This is a genomic window from Bradyrhizobium sp. WSM471, from assembly GCF_000244915.1.
Taxonomy (GTDB): domain Bacteria; phylum Pseudomonadota; class Alphaproteobacteria; order Rhizobiales; family Xanthobacteraceae; genus Bradyrhizobium.
The window spans coordinates 2,229,249-2,250,043 of the sequence record NZ_CM001442.1; the positions used below are offsets into that span (position 1 = coordinate 2,229,249).

Annotated in this window: 15 protein-coding genes; 6 read left to right on the forward strand and 9 right to left on the reverse strand. The window is 57.8% G+C overall.

The window, feature by feature from the left end; genetic code table 11:
* Positions 1-876 precede the first annotated feature (876 nt).
* Positions 877-1,047 (forward strand): hypothetical protein, encoded by a 171-nt coding sequence (locus BRA471DRAFT_RS38810; protein ID WP_007606696.1) that lies wholly within the window; start codon positions 877-879, stop codon positions 1,045-1,047.
* Positions 1,048-1,812: 765 nt separating this feature from the next.
* Here BRA471DRAFT_RS38810 and BRA471DRAFT_RS38815 read toward each other — a convergent pair.
* Entirely contained in the window at positions 1,813-1,989 is a 177-nt protein-coding gene (locus BRA471DRAFT_RS38815; protein WP_007606697.1) for a hypothetical protein, read from the reverse strand.
* 174 nt (positions 1,990-2,163) lie between these two features.
* Between BRA471DRAFT_RS38815 and BRA471DRAFT_RS38245 the strand changes: the two genes are divergently transcribed.
* On the forward strand, positions 2,164-2,421 hold the full coding sequence (locus BRA471DRAFT_RS38245) for a hypothetical protein (RefSeq protein WP_157234052.1): 258 nt from the start codon (positions 2,164-2,166) through the stop codon (positions 2,419-2,421).
* Between the two features lie 663 nt (positions 2,422-3,084).
* Here BRA471DRAFT_RS38245 and BRA471DRAFT_RS09745 read toward each other — a convergent pair.
* The 3 genes from BRA471DRAFT_RS09745 to BRA471DRAFT_RS09750 all read right to left on the reverse strand — a co-directional run bounded on the left by BRA471DRAFT_RS09745 (position 3,085) and on the right by BRA471DRAFT_RS09750 (position 4,742).
* Positions 3,085-3,417: a hypothetical protein gene (locus BRA471DRAFT_RS09745; RefSeq protein WP_007606698.1), complete on the reverse strand. Its 333-nt coding sequence runs from the start codon at positions 3,415-3,417 to the stop codon at positions 3,085-3,087.
* Positions 3,418-3,560: 143 nt separating this feature from the next.
* Entirely contained in the window at positions 3,561-3,767 is a 207-nt protein-coding gene (locus tag BRA471DRAFT_RS36725) for a hypothetical protein (protein ID WP_231171077.1), read from the reverse strand.
* Between the two features lie 636 nt (positions 3,768-4,403).
* Complete coding sequence (locus BRA471DRAFT_RS09750) at positions 4,404-4,742, reverse strand: VanZ family protein (RefSeq protein WP_007606700.1); 339 nt, start codon at positions 4,740-4,742, stop codon at positions 4,404-4,406.
* Positions 4,743-4,889: 147 nt separating this feature from the next.
* Here BRA471DRAFT_RS09750 and BRA471DRAFT_RS09755 point away from each other — a divergent pair, with 147 nt between their 5' ends.
* Positions 4,890-5,219: a hypothetical protein gene (locus tag BRA471DRAFT_RS09755; RefSeq protein WP_007606701.1), complete on the forward strand. Its 330-nt coding sequence runs from the start codon at positions 4,890-4,892 to the stop codon at positions 5,217-5,219.
* 1,308 nt (positions 5,220-6,527) lie between these two features.
* Here the strand turns inward: BRA471DRAFT_RS09755 and BRA471DRAFT_RS09765 are convergent.
* Entirely contained in the window at positions 6,528-10,004 is a 3,477-nt protein-coding gene (locus BRA471DRAFT_RS09765) for a tetratricopeptide repeat protein (RefSeq protein ID WP_157234053.1), read from the reverse strand.
* A 208-nt stretch (positions 10,005-10,212) separates the two neighbouring features.
* Between BRA471DRAFT_RS09765 and BRA471DRAFT_RS09770 the strand changes: the two genes are divergently transcribed.
* Complete coding sequence (locus tag BRA471DRAFT_RS09770; protein ID WP_007606703.1) at positions 10,213-10,710, forward strand: galactosyltransferase-related protein; 498 nt, start codon at positions 10,213-10,215, stop codon at positions 10,708-10,710.
* Positions 10,711-11,011: 301 nt separating this feature from the next.
* Here the strand turns inward: BRA471DRAFT_RS09770 and rfbB are convergent, their stop codons facing one another.
* Positions 11,012-12,079 carry a dTDP-glucose 4,6-dehydratase gene (gene rfbB, locus BRA471DRAFT_RS09780; RefSeq protein WP_007606704.1) on the reverse strand — a complete coding sequence of 356 codons (1,068 nt, stop codon included), beginning with the start codon at positions 12,077-12,079 and terminating at the stop codon, positions 11,012-11,014.
* A gap of 24 nt (positions 12,080-12,103) precedes the next feature.
* On the reverse strand, positions 12,104-12,979 hold the full coding sequence (gene rfbA, locus BRA471DRAFT_RS09785) for a glucose-1-phosphate thymidylyltransferase RfbA (protein ID WP_007606706.1): 876 nt from the start codon (positions 12,977-12,979) through the stop codon (positions 12,104-12,106).
* 106 nt (positions 12,980-13,085) lie between these two features.
* On the opposite strand from rfbA, the gene rfbC reads away from it, so the two are divergent.
* Together rfbC and rfbD are read left to right on the forward strand one after the other, a co-directional pair.
* Positions 13,086-13,640 (forward strand): dTDP-4-dehydrorhamnose 3,5-epimerase, encoded by a 555-nt coding sequence (gene rfbC, locus BRA471DRAFT_RS09790; RefSeq protein WP_007606707.1) that lies wholly within the window; start codon positions 13,086-13,088, stop codon positions 13,638-13,640.
* Positions 13,640-14,542: a dTDP-4-dehydrorhamnose reductase gene (gene rfbD / locus BRA471DRAFT_RS09795; protein WP_007606709.1), complete on the forward strand. Its 903-nt coding sequence runs from the start codon at positions 13,640-13,642 to the stop codon at positions 14,540-14,542. Before rfbC ends, rfbD begins: the two co-directional genes overlap by 1 nt.
* 225 nt (positions 14,543-14,767) lie before the next feature.
* Here rfbD and BRA471DRAFT_RS36730 read toward each other — a convergent pair whose 3' ends face one another.
* A complete protein-coding gene (locus BRA471DRAFT_RS36730; RefSeq protein WP_083843201.1) occupies positions 14,768-15,019 on the reverse strand; it encodes an H-NS histone family protein in 252 nt (83 codons plus the stop codon).
* 42 nt (positions 15,020-15,061) lie between these two features.
* Positions 15,062-20,503, reverse strand: a complete 5,442-nt coding sequence (locus BRA471DRAFT_RS09800) for a VCBS domain-containing protein (protein WP_007606711.1) — start codon at positions 20,501-20,503, stop codon at positions 15,062-15,064.
* Positions 20,504-20,795: the final 292 nt, after the last annotated feature.

The window sequence follows — 20,795 nt, forward strand, 5'->3', positions numbered from 1 at the left end:
TTCGAATTCGAATATCCTTAATCGGAAAGCAAGACTGTCCTAAATGAGACCCGCCAGTCAATTGAACCGCATCGCGCGCAAACAGTGAAATCGCATCTTAACGCTCTGGATTGGCGAGCAGAAGCGCGCAGCGTAGCTGCGGGGCGGGCTCACAGCTTTGGGTCGGCGAACTGTTCAAAAGTAGACACTCGCACGCCGGGCTCTGGCATCGCAAGTTCGCAAAGGTCCTTCGAGCTATGAGACGAAGCTTGAACTCTTTGGGACCATGTCGCTAAGGTGATTGCCGGGGGACGCCCTGGGGAGGAGCGCTTCAAATTATGATTGGTCCTCGTACCGCTGTTGTTGTTTCCACGGTCGCCTTTGCCATTACCGTCGCTTTTGCCGTAGTCACGACATCTCGATATCTCGCCGCCATGCAGTCGAAGTCTCCAAGACCGGTAGCTTCGGTCCAGCACGCCTTGGTCTGACCCAACGTGAAGCGCGCTCGAAAGCGAACAATCCATGCGGTTGTTATCCTCACGGTCGCTGCGGGGCTTTCGGCCTGTTCGCGTGAGGAAGACGTCACCAACTCGACGAATGCATGCGCTGCCAAAATGTTCTCGCCTTTTGATCCGAAGAACTATGATCAATGCGTCAAGGCTTGCATTAGGTGCGACAACGGCGTGATGACGACGTGCTCGACGTCGTGTCGCCTGAAGGGCGCTCGGTGAATTCGCGCTTTGTATGTCGCCGCTGCGCGACGGCGGAATTCGACTTAAGTCAGAGCCGCACTACTATTGCTTGCGACGCGGACCCGATATATCGTCGTGCCCTAATTCTTATCGACCCTTTTTAGAACACTGCAAATTTCCGCGCTTCCGATGGGGAGCTTTGTTCATGCAAATCGATTTTAGGTGCGCCGCGCGCACCGCGGCGAGTGCCGCCCAGGTGGAAGAAGCCGTCGCCGATCCGACAGCTGCGATGAAGCCCGCCGCCGCGAACGATAATCTTGAAGTCGCGTCCTGGCCATTCATCCCGCTTCCCAACGGTTGGTATGCGATGTCTTGAAACCTTGGAACAGTCATAAAAAGTGCCCGGAACACAACGCAGTGGGGGTGGTCTATGTCGAATAAGCACACGAATATTGCTGCGCGCGTCGAACTCCTCAACAACAACCAAATCGCGCGTTTGGCGACAAAATTGCAAACTGAGAAACAATACGAAGAAGTTCTCCTTCTCAGGGAGACACTTCGGCTGGCCACTGCCAATGCGAGAACGCTTCGGACACCGCGTGCGAAGGACCCGGGTAACCTTGCTGCGTTACCTTAATCCCAGCGCAGTCTTGCAGGTCGCCTGACGTCCACAGCAGTATCGTTGTGCCTGTCGTCTGACCGCCCAAGGCCAGAATTTTCAGCACTGGCACGGGCCTCCAGCGGATTGGCTGGTAAGCTGGTGGCCCACTTCTGGCATTCTCTCGGCAGCGGCGAACGCATCGAATGGCAGACGTTGTCGTCATCTTGCTTATCTTCGGTGCCGGGTTTGGCGTTGGCTACGGCGTTCGCGAGCATATTTCTGATCGCCGACGTGAGCGCTCAAAGCGTCTTAGGCCGCCGGAACGGTAGGCAGACTGGCTTGCACCCCCCAGGCTAAGCAGGCGTGACCAGCGCGTAAGGATGCTTCAATGCGCCTCAAAGACCTGTTTTAGGCTGGGGTCCTCTAATACCCCATCGGCTGCGCTGAACCACTCACCGGGCGCCAATCGAGACCCTTAGTCGCCTCGGGGACGGATGTGTGGGCCGTTGAACAGCTTCCCGCTAAGCAGCACGCTGTACTTTACGCGGCGATGTCGAAGGAAGCGATCAGTTCGCGCATATCCTTTGCCAAATCGCGATAACGCTGGCCAGCGCGTAGGTACAGCTGTCGATCGTTTTCATTCGCTCGCTCAGCGATCAATTCGCATTCAGTGGCGAGGCATTCAAAACGTTCAAGCTTGGCTTCGAACCCGGTCATACGACGCCCTCCGCACTATTATTTTTCTTCAAAAGGACGGCGATCATAATTTTCAGTTCAGCTCAAGGCAACCTTGATCTTCAGTCCAAATGAGGTCGCAGAATACCTCTCGCGGAGGCGTCTGAAGGGCGCTCGTTAAGTTTATTGGTGCGCCGTACCTGCCCGCAGGCAAGCGTGCCGAAGTCGCCATCGCCGGCGAAACCGCAGAAGTCGGACGCGCTATCGCGGCCGACATCGGAGTTAGCACGGATAACCGCTCCTAATGAGCGCGCTATCCGCAACGCCTTGGAAAGCACTGGGGTACTCGCCAATTTGGATCTCGAAGAACGTTTCGACACAGCGATTGATCGCCTGTTAAAGCGGTTCTTCAGCTTACAAATGGCAGATGAATTGAATAACAGAAAAGTCAAAACCATGACGTCCAAGGGCTAGGCGTCGCGCGTGAAGAAGATCTGGTAATCGGACGAGGCCTTGCGCCTTGTCGGACTTCAACTCCGAGATCGGCTTCTCGTTCTTTTAGAGCGAGTACCTTCTTATCTGCGAGTTAAAGTTGCCAAGCGGTTTAATTAGTGTAGCTTTCTGATATGCAGCTAATGCGAGCAATTTTCGCAAAATCAAACGGTGTAGTCTCTTGAAAGGGCCCAGGTTCATCTATGCCTTAGACCGGCTCTGATGGTCCAGGAGGTCAAGTTCTGGGAGTTTCTGCTCCACTTCTCGCGCTGGCGAGGTCTAAGGACGCGCTGCATCTCGCTGAATGAGAATAGGTTCATTCCTGTGGAGCGTGACGTCATCCGGTGAAATGGTCGCGTTATTTTCTCAAGGCCGCCAAGTCCGCCGACGGAGTCCTCGCGGACGCGGCAACGCTGCGGAAGGGTTAATGCACCCACCGACGCAGTAGCATCGAGATTGACCCAGTAGCGATTGCCGGCCCTCGTTCTAATACCCGTGCCTCTGGCAAAGCTGGGCGGGGCCGCCTGGCAATGGCAAGCACCCCTCGCAGCAAAAGCGCCCGTACGCGAAACGAAGGCTCTTTCACGACTGTAGGTACCCTCCGATGAAGTGGCGCTTTACTACAATATGATCTCGCTATTAGGCTTACCTGGACGGCTTGGGTTCATTGTGCGCGACGGCTCTCTCCACCTCTGCCATCGTTCTTTCGTAAGCTTTGCGCAGCTGTTCAGCGTGAGCGGCGTTCTCTGGCTCCATGAGATGTGCAACCTTGATCATCAGCTTGTTCAAAAGGTTCGTGACGCGGCCATTTTCCGAATGGCAGCTTCGCAGGACGCTAATCTCTCGACGCATTTCGACGAGATCGAGCGGTTCCTTTGACGGCTTCTGCAAAATCAACTCGCGCGCGTTGTTGGGCGAACGAAGACGACACGCCGAATATGAGAGCGCGCCGACTTTCGCCATGGTGGGCCCGGGCATGCAATGTCCGGTAAGCGAATCTTAGCGCGGAGTAGAACGCACACAACCAAACTCGCGGATTAACATTGATGCGAAGCTTGCAGGTTAACCGGCCGCACGGGTTTGCAGAGCGTCGATGAGCCAATGGCTTCGACGCCGCCGGATCATCGTTTTCCACGCACCAGCAAGGTCCACACCGGCGCCTTCCCGTCCCAGCGCCGAAGCCGCCCATAGAATCGCACCCGAACACCAGCCTCTTTCAGGCGCTCGACCACGAGATGCAACGCGATAACGTCGCCCTCTGCCAATTCCACACAACCCTGCTTGCGGGACCAGACCGCACCGGGGAAGCGAAACAGGTTGTGCTTCAACCATCGAGCGCCGCGCGCCGATAACGGCTGTAGGTCCACGTGGGTGCCGTCCCGAGGTCGAAGGCCGACGTCCGGAAGGCGGAGTAGATTTGCGATCCAGCCCAAAATTAACTCCTAGTCACAATAGTCTTTCGGTGCACATCGTTCGAGCGGCAGCGTCCATTCGGCACTTCGGACGAACCTGCCTGATTCGGAACGCCAAGCGCCAATAAGCTGTGAGGGCGTCACCACAGCGGGTAGCGGCCAACAAGATGGTAAGCAGGGGAGCGCGGAGGGGAGACTTGGCGGCAAGCAGGGTTGTCTTGCCGAGGTCTCTTCGGTGAGTCCGTGCGAGCAAAATCTCATTCTCCACCAGTAGATGGTCGCGTCGTCTTATCTGTGGCGGTTCCGACGAGTATGGAGCGACCACCAGCGCAGCAGCATTTGGGATAGGGTATATCGCCACCTCGCTTAGTATCCGGCGCGGGCCGCCGGCACTTGCCAGATAAGCAAGCGGAGTCGCGGCGAGGCCACCGCGACAATAGAAACTAGAGAGCGACGAACGCATGCATCAACGCACACCCACAGCTGGTGACTGAGACGCTTGCCCACGCAATTGCATGGCTAACCCTATCGCCGCCGCGGTAGCCGCCGTTTTCAGGATCGGTCTCGCCACAGATGGGCGAACTTCGCGGCGCTCGAACCAACAAGCCCGCCAATAACCTTTTGCGCAGCGTCCGCGATGTGGCCATGGCGGTCAGGCGTGAGATGTTGCAGCAGCTCGAGCGAAACGGCCACACCGAGTATGAATATCATCATCAGTGTGAATCGGCGAGGATATGCCACTACGAAGAGAACGCCGAGGGCACCGTAAGCTGCGAAACGCTCGAACCCGGCAGATCCTAATTCAGGGCGCAAGCCGATCGGAGAGAGTGTTACAAAGGCGATGGATCCGAGGCCGCACCAGGCAATCAAAATGATTAATTTCCGCATCATGTCGCGAAAATAGTGCCTTCTGCACACGCCGTCCACTCCTCAGAGGCTTTCGCGTGGTGGCTGTCAAGAACATCGTTGGCCATGCCTGCAAGGCCCGGCAAGACACCCGTCCGTTGCGGCTGCGCGTCGCCGAAAACGGAAAGAGGCATGTTGTATAAGAACACTGATAGGCGGAGTGCCGAAGCCGAATGGGTTGGGGTAGCAGACACGGACCGGCGGCGGCGCCAGTCCAAGAAGCTCAGGATCGCCGTCGAGAGGTTACGGGCGCCGCGTCGGGACACCGTAGGCCAGCCCCTTCGCCGTGGCGGCGAAACCATTTCCGGGCGCAACGAAGCGAGCCTGAAACACTCCCACCCTAACGTTCCACGGGATGATAAAGAACGGGATGTGGTCATGCTGGCGCTTATCAATGTACTTTACGAACAGTTCGTGCAGGCCGCTCTTCTGGGCATCTCCAGCAAATGGGTGAGGCCATGACAGAGACGGCAATTGCCACGTTGGCCTTCCTGAGTGTCGTGATCTTTTTGGCGCACGCCTTTGACGCGTTCAGGATGCGCTGAAAGAACAGAAGCACCATGGGCGGGCGCGCCGCGCCCGCTCCAGTGATTCGGACTGAGGCCGGATTTGATCGGATTTCGACTCGGACCGCCGGGTTATCTTTCGGTCGTCCCAGTCGCTTTGTCGGCGGATTTCAGGCAGGTTTTGCCTGATTTCGGTGAGCCAGTGCTACTAGTCGCCAAATGCGCCGCTTTCGAATTAGCCAAAATGGGAAGTTTCGCCTCATTCCGGACGCATCTCGTGGCAGATTGCTAAGATTGCCAATGTGGGGACTGGCAAATGCCAAAAGCTATCGTACTTGGGGTGCTTGGCTTAGTCGCAATCTGCGCGATTGCCGCTGGGGGTCGCAGGTCGGATCCATCCCCTCAGTCAGAGGTGCTTGTAGTATTCGCTGCACCGGCGTCGGCTGCGAGCACGAAGAAATCCGACAGGTTGGAAACTCTTGTGGTGAAAGACCTGGATCTGCCCAAGCAGATAACGGAGGTGAGCTTCATAGCTGCAGAGCAAGAGCCTCTTCCCGCTCCTCCGATTAGCCGTCCTAGCCAAACACCTGATTTCATTCCTCGTCACTGGCGCGACCCGTATGCTCCAAAGCCTGAGGCTCAAAAGCACGCGGGCGTCGCAAAGAAGCGGGTCAAGCGAGCCGCCGAAGAAGTTCAAGCGAGCTTGGCGAAGGAATGCCCAAACGATCGGTTTGCGCCGCTCCTGAGAAAGCTTGGGTTGGCTGCCGCCTGCAACACCTAGAGCAGCGGTGTGGGATTGGTTTGCCGGGTGGAGAGCACATTCCTCGGCGCTAGGTGTTGATGGACAATCCTCGGGCGCTCGTGCGCGCCAGGGCGATGCGCGATCGGTTCAGTTCAATGACAGGCTAATCGCCTCGTTGAGATGAACACGAACGCCGTGAGTTTCGCTCCTCTCATCTCGGCCCAGTGCCCCCGGAGGTCGATCTGCAGCTGCGGTCCGACTGCGCTCAAACTGCGTCTCGCCAGCGCTTCCGCCTTCAGCGCCTTGGCGAGAGGGCTACGGTGTTGCAGTGACCTGCCTCAGTCCGTCGGCGGCGACCCAGCGGGCTCCTCGAACTGGCCGTAGAGGGCGTCGAGAAGAAGACGAATTTGTTCTGATCGAACATTCGTTTGCTACCCGGCTGCGAAGGTAACGTCCAACGCGAGGGTGGATTAGACAATGATAAACCTCCTGCCAGAATGGAGATGACCTTTTAGAGCTCGGTTAGCGTGGCTTCCCTTTTCGGCGAAACGCCGTGCGGCTCCAGTGCTTGTCTGTTGATTTATAACGGACGGGGCAGTGGATGCCGATCACGCGTTGGAGATGGCCGAGATCGAGTACTTGAGTTCGTCGAAGTAGGCCACCGGGGCGTCCGCTTGCCCACTCCAGCGCAAATGCGCGGGTCAGGAGACCTGGGCCCGTCGAAAGCCAAATCAGATCGGTATCGCCGCGGTTCATGGCCGCGGTGCCCATATCGAGGGCGCGGACGATGACAGGGTGCTCCGGCGTCACGGCGATGAAATTGTTGCCGATCGAACCGTAGTTCTCCTGATGCACTGCCAGTGTCGCCTCTGGATGAAGATAGCTGTCGATCGGTGCAAGGGATCGGTCGTCGGCATCGGCATAGATGCCGCCTCGCGCCGCAAGCCAGGCGAGGCGGAACAGGTCGGCCTGTTGAGCCGGTACGACGGCGCGATCGTAGGCACGAAGGACCTGCACACCGAATTCACGCCTGAGGAATTCTCTCGCGCTGTCATTATCGAAACAAGTCCAGCGGTGACTTGGGTTGAGTTCCCGCCACGATCCCATCAGCTCAGTCACTTCTTTCGGCGGATCCCGATCCCAGAATTGCACGATGTGCCGCGGGATTGGACTCTGAGCTCCCGGATCCGATTTTGGCGGTATTGTAAATTGGCAATTTTGACGCAGCGCGATCGCCAGAAGCATCGCAGCTGGCGTGTAGTCCGGATAAGCCGCGAGCATCGCTCGCAATCGGCCGAATTGAACTGCGGGATCGCCAGACATGATGCTTTGCAGTTCCGCCAAGGCATCGGCATCCAGGACGAACTCGTCGAGCAATTGTCCGACGTGATTTTGCGACGGGCTGAGGGACTGACCTTTGAGGAGAAGCGAGGATCTGCTGACACGAATGAAGTTCGCGAGCGCTTTCCGTGATGTATCGATGTCGAGGCTCATCAATGCCGCGCGCGCGAGCTCGAAATGGGCCCATGCATCGCTGGGATTGAGGCGAATGGCCTCCTGATAGGCCGGGATCGACTCGCCGTAGGCAAATCTGGCCTCGGCAAGCTGCCCGCGAAGCAACTCGACCCGCGCGTGGTCGGTTACGCTCGAGGCCGGCGTCGGGCCATTCAACTCCTGCTCGGCCAGCACGTAGTCGCCGGTCATGGTCGCAATCTGGACCTTATGCGACCAGAGCCAGAAATTTGGACGCGGCGCCTCGGCCAAGGCCTGATCGATCGTCTCTTGCGCCCGGGTCCATTCTCGCAGTTGGCGCAGCAGCTCGATTTCCATCCCAGCCATCTCGGGATGCGATCCGAGCCGCTCACGAGCTTCTGCGATCAAGCGGAAAGCTTCATCGCGCGAGCCCGCTTCGAAAGCAGCTCGCGCACCGCCAAGCCATGCCCAAACATTTGTAGGATGTGCGGCCGCTGCGCGGCGATAAATCTCCAGGGCCCCTTCCGCATCGTCGCTTTGCATGGCCAATTCGGCGAGCCCGATTAGGGCTCCGACGTGATCGGCCTCGGCGATAAGGGCTTGATCAAGCCATTGTGTCGCAAGCTGCGGGCGGCCGAGCGCACGCTCCTCGCTCGCTGCTTCAACCATCGCCTGGGCATTGTCCGGGTGATGGGCGATCAGCTGCTTGAACACCACCAGCGCCTCGTCCCGCCGGTCCTGCCGGCGCAGCAGCTGCCCGCGTTGCATCAACGCACGCGCTTCCGTGGGAGCCGAGGCAAGCACTCGATTGATGACCGCGGCACTCTCGTCCAGCTGGCCCAGATCTCTCAGCTCGACGGCCACATCAAGGAGCCGCATTTCGTTGGCTGGCTCAGCAGCCGCCGCCCGGCGGAACGACGCGAGCGCGGCATCGCGATCTCCGCGCCGCCGATGAATGTTGCCGAGAGCCCCGTAACTCTCGGCGTGATCGGGCTGGCTGGCGATGACCTGCGAGAACAGCTCGGCCGCTTCGTCCAGCCGGTATTGGGCGTCAAGCAGATGACCAAGCGCCACGCGGGCGCCGCCATGGTCTGGTTGTGTGGCCAGCACCTCGCGCAGGGCTGTCTCGGCCTGATCTAACTGCCCCAGGCGGCGAAGTGCGTAGCTAAGGCCAACCAAGGCCGACGGATTCCCCGGCGCGCGCGTAAGCGCTTCCCGGAAACGCTCAACCGCTTCGGTCGGCCGGCCGAGCTTCAAGAGCACGTGACCGGCCTCGATGGGCGCGTTCGGATGCGCCGGATCGTCTCCCGTGGCCGCATCAAAAGCGGCCAAGGCCTCGTCGCTGTGTCCGGCGCTTCGGAGCGCATAGCCCAGTCCAAGGTGTAACTCTCGTGATGCCGGCCAATCCCTCAGGGCGTCCCGGTATTGGGCGGCGGCGTCGTCAAAACGTCCGAGATTTCGCAACGAATTGCAGATCTCTTGCCGAATATAAAGTGCCCTTGGATCGACATCGCGAGCACGGTTGAAACAGTCCAGGGAAGCCCCATGGTTGCTGCGGTCTCGCTCGCTGATGCCAAGCGCGTGCAGCGACCCGGCATTTGTGGGTTGCAGGTCAACCGCACGCCGGAACGCCTCTGCAGCAGGGTCAAGCCTTGCAGCCTTGCGATGCAGCCAGCCCATCGCGACCCATGCACTGGCATTCGCAGGCTCCTGCTCCAGGACTGCGGTCAAGACCTCGAGGGCCTCGTCGAGGGCGTCGATGTCACGAAGAATATGACCCAGTTCTATACGATAACTAATGTCGGTGGGGTCAACCGTAATGAGCTTTCGAAACGTTTCAGCCGCTTCCAGATTGCGGCCCGATTGCTTCAACAGCCGCGCGAGAGCCGAGATATGTCCCGCATTTGATGGGCCCTGCTCGATGACGTCCTGCAACAGGGCAATGGCGTTGTCGATACGGTTGGTATCGCGAAGGATGTTCGCAGCCTCGACCTTCGCGGCAGTGTTCGTGGGGCTGGTCTTTGCGGCCGACAGGAACGCGTCAAGCGCCTGATCGCTGCGGCCCAGCGATTTCAAAGTGTAACCGAGCCCCATGGATGCGCCCGCATGACCGGGCTCGAGTTCGAGGACGCGCTGAAAGCAGCGCTGGGCCTCCGCGAGATCACGTAGATGCCTAAAGGTGTGACCCAAGCCGATCAGGCCTGACTTGTTGTCGGCATCAAGCGCAAGGCCGCGCTCGAAGGCATCCCGTGCCTCGGGGATCTGGACGAGGTGAAGATGATCATAACCGCATTCGATCGCAGCGGTTACGTTCGAAGGGTCAGCATCGGTTGCTCGGGCAAACGCCGCCAGCGATCCGACACGATCATTGGCTTTCCGGAGTTGCCGGCCTTGCTCGATCAAGCTCCGCGCAGTTTCGGCGGCGTCGGGAGCTGAAAGTCCGGCCAACTTCTCGGTTGCTTCGCTATTTTCTAATGGACCTTGCATCGAATGACTTAGATGAGGGGAGCCAATATGGCGGATCAACGAACCTATTTAACACGGCCCTAGCTGAGGAAAAAATGGGCCGGCGTCAGAAGGTAAATTGCGGCCATGAAAATGAACTTTACTCTCGGCTCTACCATGAATAGAGGGTTGATATACCCAAAAACGGGATTGGACTTAATTCTAGCAGGGGGCTGAATGGCGGTGCATCACTTGGTGACCGCCGTAACCGCCTGTAAGGTGGAAATGAATGCCGACAACCCTCGGGATCATTGTTCCCTATCGCGACAGGTCGGAACACCTTGCGGCACTCATTCCGCACTTACTGGCCTTCTTTGCTCGGGACACGCTCAGCTCGACAGTTGCCGTCCGGATTATGGTTTCAGAGCAGGCCGGCAATCTTCCCTTCAATCGCGGTTTCGTTAACAACGCTGGATTTCAGGCAATGGCGCCGGACGTCGATTATGTCTGTTTCCATGACGTAGACCTCTTACCCGAAGAGGCGGACTATCGCCTGTCAGAGAGGCCTGCGATGGCGATATCGGACGGGCTCAACTCTAGCTTCACCCCGGAATTTGTTCGGCAGCTCTTTAGCGCAGTCGTTTTAATGAGCAAGGAGCACTTTAGCTCGGCGAATGGGTTTTCGAACGACTATTGGGGATGGGGATTCGAGGACGTGGATCTTCGAGAGAGGCTGCTGCGGGTTGGGTGCAGCATCGAGCATCGCCCGGGTCGCTTCGGCGCTTAGCTCATGTTGATGCCGGAAGCTTTCCGGATGGCGAACCCACGCCAGCGCATGTTAGAAACAGACTTCGTTATGTGGACCTCTGGTTTGAGCAAGTCGCGCAAGGCTTCATTCGCAAGCGCAAAACTGATGAGTTCTGGAAGCGCGATGGTTTATCGAATTTAACGAGCATTCAGAAGGTGCATTCGCGGCGTCACTTGGAGCACAGCGGCAAAATTGTTGTGGAGCACATCTTGGTTGAACCCCTCCATCAGCCGCAACCGGCAGAGGGCTAAAAAGTCAGCTTAGGACTGATGCCGCAGATCTAAAGCTTTATGCCTACGCGCTTGGCCGTATAGCCCCGCTCCAAAATTGCGGCCCACCACGGCTTCTGATCGAGATACCACTTCACGGTCTTCTCGATTCCGCTTTCAAAAGTTTCTTCCGCGCGCCAGCCAAGTTGTCGCTCGAGCTTTGAAGCGTCGATTGCATAGCGATGATCGTGGCCGGGACGGTCACTAACAAACGAAATGAGGTGACGGCGCGATCCATCGCTTGTGGGAGCCATGTCATCAAGTAGGTCACAGATTGTCTGGACAACCTGCAGATTGGTACGTTCGTTACGGCCACCGACGTTATAGGTCTCGCCGATGTTGCCTCGTTCGAGAACCGTCGTCAGAGCCTTGGCATGATCCTCGACATAGAGCCAGTCGCGGATATTCTTGCCGTCGCCATAGACCGGCAACGGTTCACCCGCGAGACCCTTGATGATCATGTGCGGGATCAGCTTCTCCGGAAAGTGAAACGGCCCGTAATTGTTCGAACAATTCGTCACCAGCGTCGGCAGATCGTAAGTCTCCCGCCAAGCGCGTACCAGATGATCAGACGAAGCTTTGCTGGCAGAGTAGGGGGAGTTCGGGGCGTAGGCTGTCGTCTCCGTGAAGAGCCCCTCATCGCCCAGCGAGCCGAAGACCTCGTCGGTGGATATGTGGAGGAAGCGGAACGACGCACGCTTCTCGGGGGACAGGGTTCGCCAATGGCGTAGGGTCTCTTGCAGGATCGTGAAAGTACCTACGATGTTGGTCTGAACAAATTCACCTGGACCATCGATTGAGCGGTCGACATGGCTCTCGGCGGCGAGATTCATCACCGCGTCGGGTTGATACTTCTCGAACAACTTGCGAAGTGAGGCGCCTTCGCAAATGCACTGCTTCTCGAACTGATAATGCGGATTGCCTTCGGCGCCAGGTAAGGAGTCGAGATTAGCCGCGTAGGTGAGCTTATCGATGTTGACAACGCGCGCATGTGTATCGCGCAACAAATGTCGCACCACGGCAGAGCCGATGAAGCCGGCCCCCCCAGTCACGAAGATCGTTGAGCCTTTGAAGCGCATCTGGAGCGCCCTCCGTGATTGAAATTACTGTTGGAAAGAACGGGCAACCGATTTCAAGTATTCCCCGTAACTACTCTTGGCCGTCTTCTCAGCCACTTTCTCGAAAGCTTTCAGAGAGATGTAGCCCTGCCGCAAGGCAATTTCCTCGGGGCAAGCGACCCGCAAGCTCTGGCGCTGCTCCAGGATCTGTACGAAGTGACTGGCCTCCACGAGAGAGGCATGCGTACCCGTATCAAGCCACGCAAATCCGCGCCCGAGCACCTCGACAAAGAGGTCACCGCGCACGAGATAAGCGTTGTTGACGTCGGTGATTTCGATTTCTCCGCGGGCGGACGGCTTCACATTCGCGGCGATGTCCAGGACGTCGTTGTCGTAGAAATAAAGGCCCGTAACCGCGACGTTAGATTTTGGTTGCTTGGGTTTCTCCTCAATTGACAACGCTCGGCCGGTGGTATCGAGCTCGACGACACCATACTGCTCGGGCGTGTTCACGTAATAGCCAAACACCGTTGCGCCCTTCTTTCGCGCCCCGGCGTGGGCGAGCATCTCTGGAAGGCCATGGCCGTAAAAGATGTTGTCGCCCAGGATGAGGGCGACCGAATCCTGGCCTACAAATTCGCGTCCCACGATGAAGGCGTCAGCCAAACCACGGGGAGCGTCCTGGCTTTCGTAGGAGAATCGCACGCCGATGTCCGATCCATCGCCGAGCAGGCGCTGAAACAGAGGTTTGTCCAGAGGGGTCGAAATGATCAGAATGTCGCGAATCCCTGCCAGCATCAGCGTGGAAAGGGGATAATAGATCATCGGCTTGTCGAAAACCGGAAGCAATTGCTTGGATACAACGGTGGTCACGGGGTAGAGGCGCGAGCCAGTTCCGCCGGCGAGTATGATGCCCTTCATGGCCCTCTCACAAATTTACCAATTAAAACGTATCAGATGGAATAGCCGGCACAAGTTCGCTATAAATCTAGAGTAAACAAGGTTTTCGAGCCCCTCATATATCACAATGAATGTTATTGCGACTACGCTTCCTGAGGTTTTGGTTATTGAACCCAAGCTGTTTGGCGACCAGCGGGGCTTTTTCCTCGAAACCTACCGGTTCGACCGCTACGCCGAACACGGTGTCAGCCGCCCGTTCGTGCAGGATAACATGTCGCGCTCGTCCTATGGGGTGCTTCGCGGCCTTCACCTACAAAACCCCTCGACGCAAGGCAAGCTCGTCAGTGTCGTGCGGGGCACGGTATTGGATGTTGCCGTAGATGTCCGTGTTGGAAGTCCGAATTTCGGGCGGCATGTGGCGGTTGAACTTAGCGAGGAAAATCGCAGGCAATTGTGGGTGCCTCGAGGTTTCGCGCACGGGTTCGCGGTGCTGTCTGAAACGGCGGATTTCTTTTACAAATGCGATGATCTCTACAGCCCAAAGGACGAACTTGTCGTCCGATGGGATGATCCCGCCATCGGGATCGATTGGGGCATTCCCAACCCGTCATTGTCGCCGCGTGACGCGGAGGCGCCTTTGCTCGTGGACGTGACGAATTTGCCGACTTACGGGCAAGTGTAATGCGGGTCCTTCTGACCGGGACCAGTGGGCAGGTTGGTGGAGCGCTGTTGCCTCTGCTGAATACTTCACACGTGGTCTTGGCGCCGCAGCGTGCGGAACTCGATCTTTCTCGGCCCGAGACCGTAGCTGAAGCGTTAGATGGCCTAGTGCCCGACCTCATAGTTAACCCAGCTGCTTACACAGCTGTCGACAAGGCTGAGGATGAGGCAGAACTCGCTCTGCGCGTGAACGCAGCATCTCCCGCCGCCATGGCCGCTTGGGCCCGTAAACGTAACGTTCCCCTGATCCATTTCTCTACAGACTATGTCTTCGATGGATCGGGCGAGACACCCTGGCGCGAAGGGGACAGATGCGGACCCCTCTCAAGTTATGGGCGTAGCAAGTGGGAGGGAGAGCGAGCAATCCAGGCATCTGGCGCAGCCCACCTCATCTTGCGAACGTCGTGGGTGTACGCCGCACAGGGAACAAACTTCCTTCGCACGATGACGCGTTTGGCGCGCGAGCGTGACGAATTGCGGGTGGTGGCGGACCAGTTTGGCGCCCCAACGGCGGCGGCTTCAATCGCAGAGGCGACATCGGCCATCATTGATCGACGCACAAACACTACGGATTTGGCCGAGGATTTCGCGGCGGCAGAGGGGCTCGTCCATCTGGCAAACGCCGGCGCGACGTCCTGGCATGGCTTCGCAACAGCGATCGTGGATGGCCTCAAGTTGAGAGGTCAGGCAGTCAAGGCTGCGACGATTCACGCCATCGCGACCAGCGAGTTTCCCACAAAAGCAATCAGGCCTGCCAATTCGCGGCTGGACACGTCAAGGCTCCGCCAGGCCTTCGGTGTGTCGATGCCATCTTGGAGCCAGGCTATGCACCGTGAACTCGATCGTTTGATTCGGCTGGGATAATTCGGGTGCTTCTCAAGATCCGGGGGCTTCTGCCGTTGATCGTCATCGGTCGTAGCGAGCAGATGGTTGGCAAAGCTAACTCCCGCTGATCTGCCAAAAGGAGCGAGCACGCGATGGTGAAGCTCTCCGAGCTGCTGGTGCTCGAGTCGAGTCGATCATGAGCCGCCTCAAACCGCAGCATCGAACAAGTCAGCATCGAAGGTCGACGTCCGACAGGATCATGGGTTATTTGAGTTTTAGATCTTCGAGTGTTGTTCCTGCCGCAAGTAGGTCGTGTACCCATCGCGGCTGACTCCCGCGTCCACACCACGTCTGTGACGGATTGTTTGGGTTTCGGTATTTTGGACGGACACGCGGATATGGCTTCCGCGGCTTGGTCAGGTGAGATTTTAGATTGGTTCGTTGTTGGATCGTCTCGCTGATTTCATGATGATGAAGCAAAAGGTCGTCCAACGACATGGATTGATAGTCCCTCATCGCTACCTCCCCGGTGCTAAAAAGATCTTGTAATGGAAATGCTTATGAGATGATCCCTTGGTGGGCGTACGTCACCAGTGCGTGGCCCGGTAAATCGGAAACAAGATTGAAAGAGTCCGCAGTGTAATCGCCAAGAAGAGTCAGGTGAGCGACTTGTGCTCCGTTTGCGATGGTTAGCGTGCCGCCGGTGTTCGCATTCTGGACGTAACTGATAGTGGCTGAATCGGGGTTGAAGTTGTTCAACTCGATAATGTCCAAATCGTTGAACCCTGAAATCGTACCGTTGAAATGGAAGGCATCTCCGAGCGACAGGGTGCCGCCACTAGCCAGGCCAAAAACCACGTTGGCGTTTGAAGCGGCCTCGAACTCAAGCAGGCCTGGGCCATCGATAATCGCTGTGCCGTTTCCGCTAACGGCACCTTTGACCGTCAGATTGGCAGTATTCGCCCAGAGGAAGCCCGAATTGTCGACTGCGCTGACAACGATCAGGCCTCCTGGTCCAGAAGCCTCCAAAATTCCCGCGTTGTGGATCACATTCGAGCCAGTGTCGATGATAAGCGGTTGGTTGCCTGTCGCGTTGACGTTGCCGGCGTTGATGAAGTTCAGTTGTCCGTTGCCCAATTGACCTGCACCGGAGATGACGTTGTTTTCGTTGTTCAGGGTGACATTCGGGCTCGTTCCCGAAATGATGTTGCTGTTATCATCCGAGAGTAAAAATTGCCCGCCCCCCTTAAGCGTCAATCCGGGTTGAATGAGCTGCACGATGGTTTCGTCGCCTGCCGCGCTTACTAGGACGGTGCCGGTATTGTTCATTTCTCCGCTGATCGGGAGTAAGGCTCCGTCAGAAACTGACATCGTGCCAACATTGCTGAACGCTGGTGCCAGATCGAAAACGAAATTGCTTGCCGTTAGCGAAGACGATGAGATGCCCGGTAGCGTAATAGATTGCTCATCACCCAGCGCAATGACGGCGCTGCCGGAGACATCGTCCAGCATGTGCGCTTGAACGGCGCCGAAGTCGGTGGCGGAAAAGCCGATCAGATCGATTTGATCGGCACGAACATCGAAATTGTAAAGGAGGTCATGACCAATGGGTTGCGAGAACACGATCAAGTCATGACCGCTCGCCGCCGTAAGGAAATCGTCGCCTGCATAAGCGAAGATTGGCCTTCCTTGGGCGTAGGCTTCAACATTGTCAGCGACGACGTGGTTTGTACTTGTACCGTCCTGCGTGGTCACTACTTCAGTTATTATTAGAAGCGCGGCGCCTTCGAAAGTACCCGGCGTTGTTATCGACAGAGATGCAGGATCGGCTGTTTGCACCGACCAAGTACCATCAGCGCTTCGAACTTCATCGGTTACGATCCAGTCGTCCGCAACGCCGGCGAGTGTGACAGTGACTATGGCGCCAGATTGCAAGAACGGGTCGGCTAAGCCGAGATTGATTTCGGAGCCAGCGACGCCAGCCGGAGCTCGATGCGGCGGATCATCATCGCTGATTGTAGTCGTCACGACCTTGGCAGTGCCATCAATGGTCTGAACTGTGAAGGTGTCGTTGAGATGTTGGCCTTCATCGAGCCTATGTACGGTCGGGTTTGAATAATCGAGCGTATAGGTCCAAATGCCCGACGCGGTCAGTTGATAAGTGCCGTAGCCGTGGCTAGTGGCCGACCCAGCAGGCTTCGGTATGAAGGTGTTGGGATTATTGTCGATGTCGGTGTCGGTTACCTTGCCAGTATCGGTTAACTTGCCGCTACCCGGGCCGTCATCGGGAATCTCCACATTGCCGCTCAGCTTACCCGAGATTATCGCGGCATCGTTCTTACCGGTGATGGTGACGTCGATCAGCTCCGAAGCAGTGCCGTCGGCCGACTTCACAGTGAGGGTGTCATGGACGACCTGGCCACCGACAAGCCCCTGGACTTTGGCGGCAGAGTTATCGAGCGTGTAGCCCCAATCGCCGGTGGCAGGATCGAACGTGAAAGTGCCGTAGGTCCCGGCCGGGGAGCCTGGTATCTGGAAGTGATCCTGCCCGGTATCGGCGTCCTGGACTGTCAGCGTGCCACACGCAGTCAGCTTGCCGTCTTCCTCGACCGCGCCGATGGCCGCTCCCGAGATTGCCGCCGCATCGTCGCTGCCGGTGATGGTGACGTCGATCAGCTGCGAAGCGGTGCCGTCGGCCGACTTCACGGTCAAAGTATCATGGACGATCTGGCCACCGGCAAGCGCCTGGACTTTGGCGGCAGAGTTATCGAGCGTGTAGCTCCAATCGCCGGTGGCCGGATCGAACGTGAAGGCGCCGTAGGTCCCGGCGAGAGAAGCGGGCGTCTGGAAGTGATCCTGCCCGGTATCAAGGTCCTGGACCGTGAGCATGCCGCACGCACTTAGCTTGCCGTCTTCCTTCACCGTGCCAATAGCTGTTCCCGAGATCACGGCGGCATCGTTGCTGCCGGCGATAGTCACGTCGATCAGCTGCGAAGCGATGCCGTCAGCCGACTTCACGGTCAGGGTGTCGTGGACGACCTGGCCGCCAGCAAGCGCCTGGACCTTGGGGGCGGAGTTATCGAGCGTGTAGCTCCATTCGCCGCTGGCAGGGTCGAACGTGAACGTGCCGTAAGCTGCGGCGAGGGAGGCTGGCGTCTGGAAGTGGTCTTGCCCGGTGTCGATGTCCTGGACCTTGAGCGTGCCGCACGCAGTTAGTCTGCCGTCTTCCTTGACTGCGCCAGTCGCTGTTCCCGAGATCACCGCGGCATCGTTGCTGCCGGTGATGGTGACGTCGATCAGCTGTGAAGCGGTGCCGTCGGCCGACATCACAGTCAAAGTGTCATGGACGATCTCGCCACCAGCAAGCGCCTGGACTTTGGCGGCAGAGTTATCGAGCGTGTAGCTCCATTCGCCGGTGGCGGGATCGAATGTGAAGGTGCCGTAGGTCCCGGCGAGAGAAGCGGGCGTCTGGAAGTTATCCTGCCCGGTATCGGCGTCCTGGACCGTCAGAGTGCCACACGCAGTCAGCTTGCCGTCTTCCTTGACCGCGCCGGTCACCGCTCCCGAGATTGCCGCCGCATCGTTGCTGCCGGTGATGGTGACGTCGATCAGCTGTGAAGCGGTGCCGTCGGCCGACTTCACGGTCAAAGTTTGATGGATGATCTCGCCACCAGCAAGCGCCTGGACTTTGGCGGCAGAGTTATCGAGCGAATAGCTCCAGTCGCCGGTGGCGGGATCGAACGTGAAGGCGCCGTAGGTCCCGGCGAGCGAGGCTGGAGTCTGGAAGTAGTCCTGGCCGGTATCGGCGTCCTGGACTGTCAGGGTGCCACACGCAGTCAGCTTGCCGTCTTCCTCGACCGCGCCGGTCACCGCTCCCGAGATTGCCGCCGCATCGTTGCTGCCGGTGATGGTGACGTCGATCAGCTGTGAAGCGGTGCCGTCGGCCGACTTCACGGTCAAAGTGTCATGTACGACCTGGCCGCCGGCAAGCCCCTGAACTTTGGCGGCAGAGTTGTCGAGCGTGTAGCTCCAGTCGCCGGTGGCAGGATTGAACGTGAAGGTACCGTAGGCCCCGGCGAGGGTAGCTGGCGTCTGGAAGTGATCCTCGCCGGTATCGGCGTCATGGACCGTCAGAGTGCCACACGCAGTCAGCTTGTAGTCTTCCTTGACGGCGCCGATCCCCGTTCCCGAAATCACGGCCGCATCGTTACTCCCGGTGATAGTGATGTCGATCAGTTGCGAAGCAGTGCCGTCGGCCGACTTCACGGTCAGTGTGTCGTGGACAACTTGGCCGTCGGCGAGCGCCCGGACCTTGGCGGCAGTGTTATCGAGCGTATAGCTCCATTCGCCGGTGGTTGGATCGAACGTGAAGGTGCCATAGGCCCCGGCGAGTGAAGCCGCCGTCTGGAAGTTATCTTGCCCGGTATCGACGTCATGGACCATCAGAACGCCGTGCGCCGTCAGCCCGCCGTCTTCCATCACCGTGCCGGTAGCCGTTCCCAAGATCGTCGCCGGATCGTTGCTCCCGGTGATGGTTAGAGACAGAGCTTTATGGAAGATTTCGGACCCCGCTCTGCTATCAAATTCGAGTATGACTACGACATTCTGATTGGCGCCAAGAAAGGCAAACTTTGCGGGATCGTAGCTGATTGCGCCAGTCGCGGCATTGAGAGTTAAAAGCTTTGCCAGATCGGCACCTGGTGGGGCGGTCGAAGGCCCGCTCACCGATTTGATCGTGGCGGTTCCTGGTACATATGGAACAAGAACGTCAGCAGGATTGGAATCGGTGATGATGACCTGATCTGCAATTGTGAAACTCGCTTTATCTGAAGCAGAAATCACATCGACAGATTTGATTGAGATAAACGGAATGAACAGATCGCCCGTTTGATTGAATACAGCCGTTTTCTCGGGTGCTATCGTAAAGTTAAAGTTCGGGATACCGGCTAGGCCGCCTGCACCGTTCATCGCCAGACCACGGCTGTCGGGGGTGACCGTGTCGGTGAAATTCGTGGTGAGCCTGGTGTTGTCCGAATTCGCGCTGAACTTCAGCGAGAACACATCGGAGATGAGCTTCTGAACCTCCGGCGACAATAATGCATTGGAGACCGAGACATTACCGCCGCTGATCTGGATCATCTGTCCAGCTTGGTTGACTGTCCCGATCGGGAGCAGTGTGATCTTGTCGAACAAGACGTAGGAGCCAGTGGTGCCGTCGGGCTCGACCAGAACCTGAAAATTGGCGTGAGGCTGCGGATCTCCACCGCCAAGCGGCACGAAGAAACTTATCTGGGTGAGCACGGCCGTTCCACGGATACCCATGGTAGCGACCGGAGTATCGATCTTCATGTCGCCGTGCTTAGCGGTCTCACCGGCGACGAAGCTGATTGTGCCCGCAATCAAGCTGAGCAGCGACGCGTTGTTCGACCCATTGGGGTCGTAGATCATCTCGTTCAACACCATCCTCGCGTTTGAGGACAGGCCGAACACTGTGCCGTCGATGAAGGTGACGCCGAGGGTCGAATCCGAACCGGTTACCAGCACGTCGCCCTTCTGGACGTCGTCGCCATTATTCAGGATGATTGATACGCCGTTGCGGATCGCGGTGGCATTCCCCGCCAGCTTCGTTACGTGGCCAATAATCTGGGATGTCGCTGTGCTGGGCGCCGCCTGAGCATACTGAACGTGGCCGGCGAGCGCGTTGACAAGATCTCCGCTGAGATGCGCGCCGTCGGGCGAAGAAAGCGCTGCGCGCTTCTCACCCTTGAAATAGTCATGGACGACGAACTCCCGCCCATCATTAGATAGGACGAGGTCGACGCCAGCACGCTTGTACTCGCCGTGAAACAACAGATTGGGATCAGGTACGAGGAGTGCGCCGTCGGGCGCGTGTCCGTGAGCCTGTACGGCAAACGAATCCCCGTGACTCGAGGCCAGGGGATGAGAGCCCTGGCCATCTACAGCAGGCCGCGCGGCGTCAAAATCGCCCGTGTAATTCAATTGGGCACCGCCAATGAGCTAATATTAAATCGACAAAATTCTCGTCAAATTTGTATCACCCTTGCCGCAGCAAGTAATCAACCAGAACGCGATTAAGTTAAATTCGGTATGGCAGTGTTGCTTACGTATTTGGCTAGGCCCTGCCTGTCCGCCGAAGCTGCGACGTTCGTCCTGATCTCAGAAGATCCGCGAATCCGCTACGGAGGTCGCTTTGCTCAACAGCGCCACTGAAGAGTCTTGCGGCTTGCTTCACGGGTAAGAACAGCAGACCCAACAACTCGAATGACAGCGT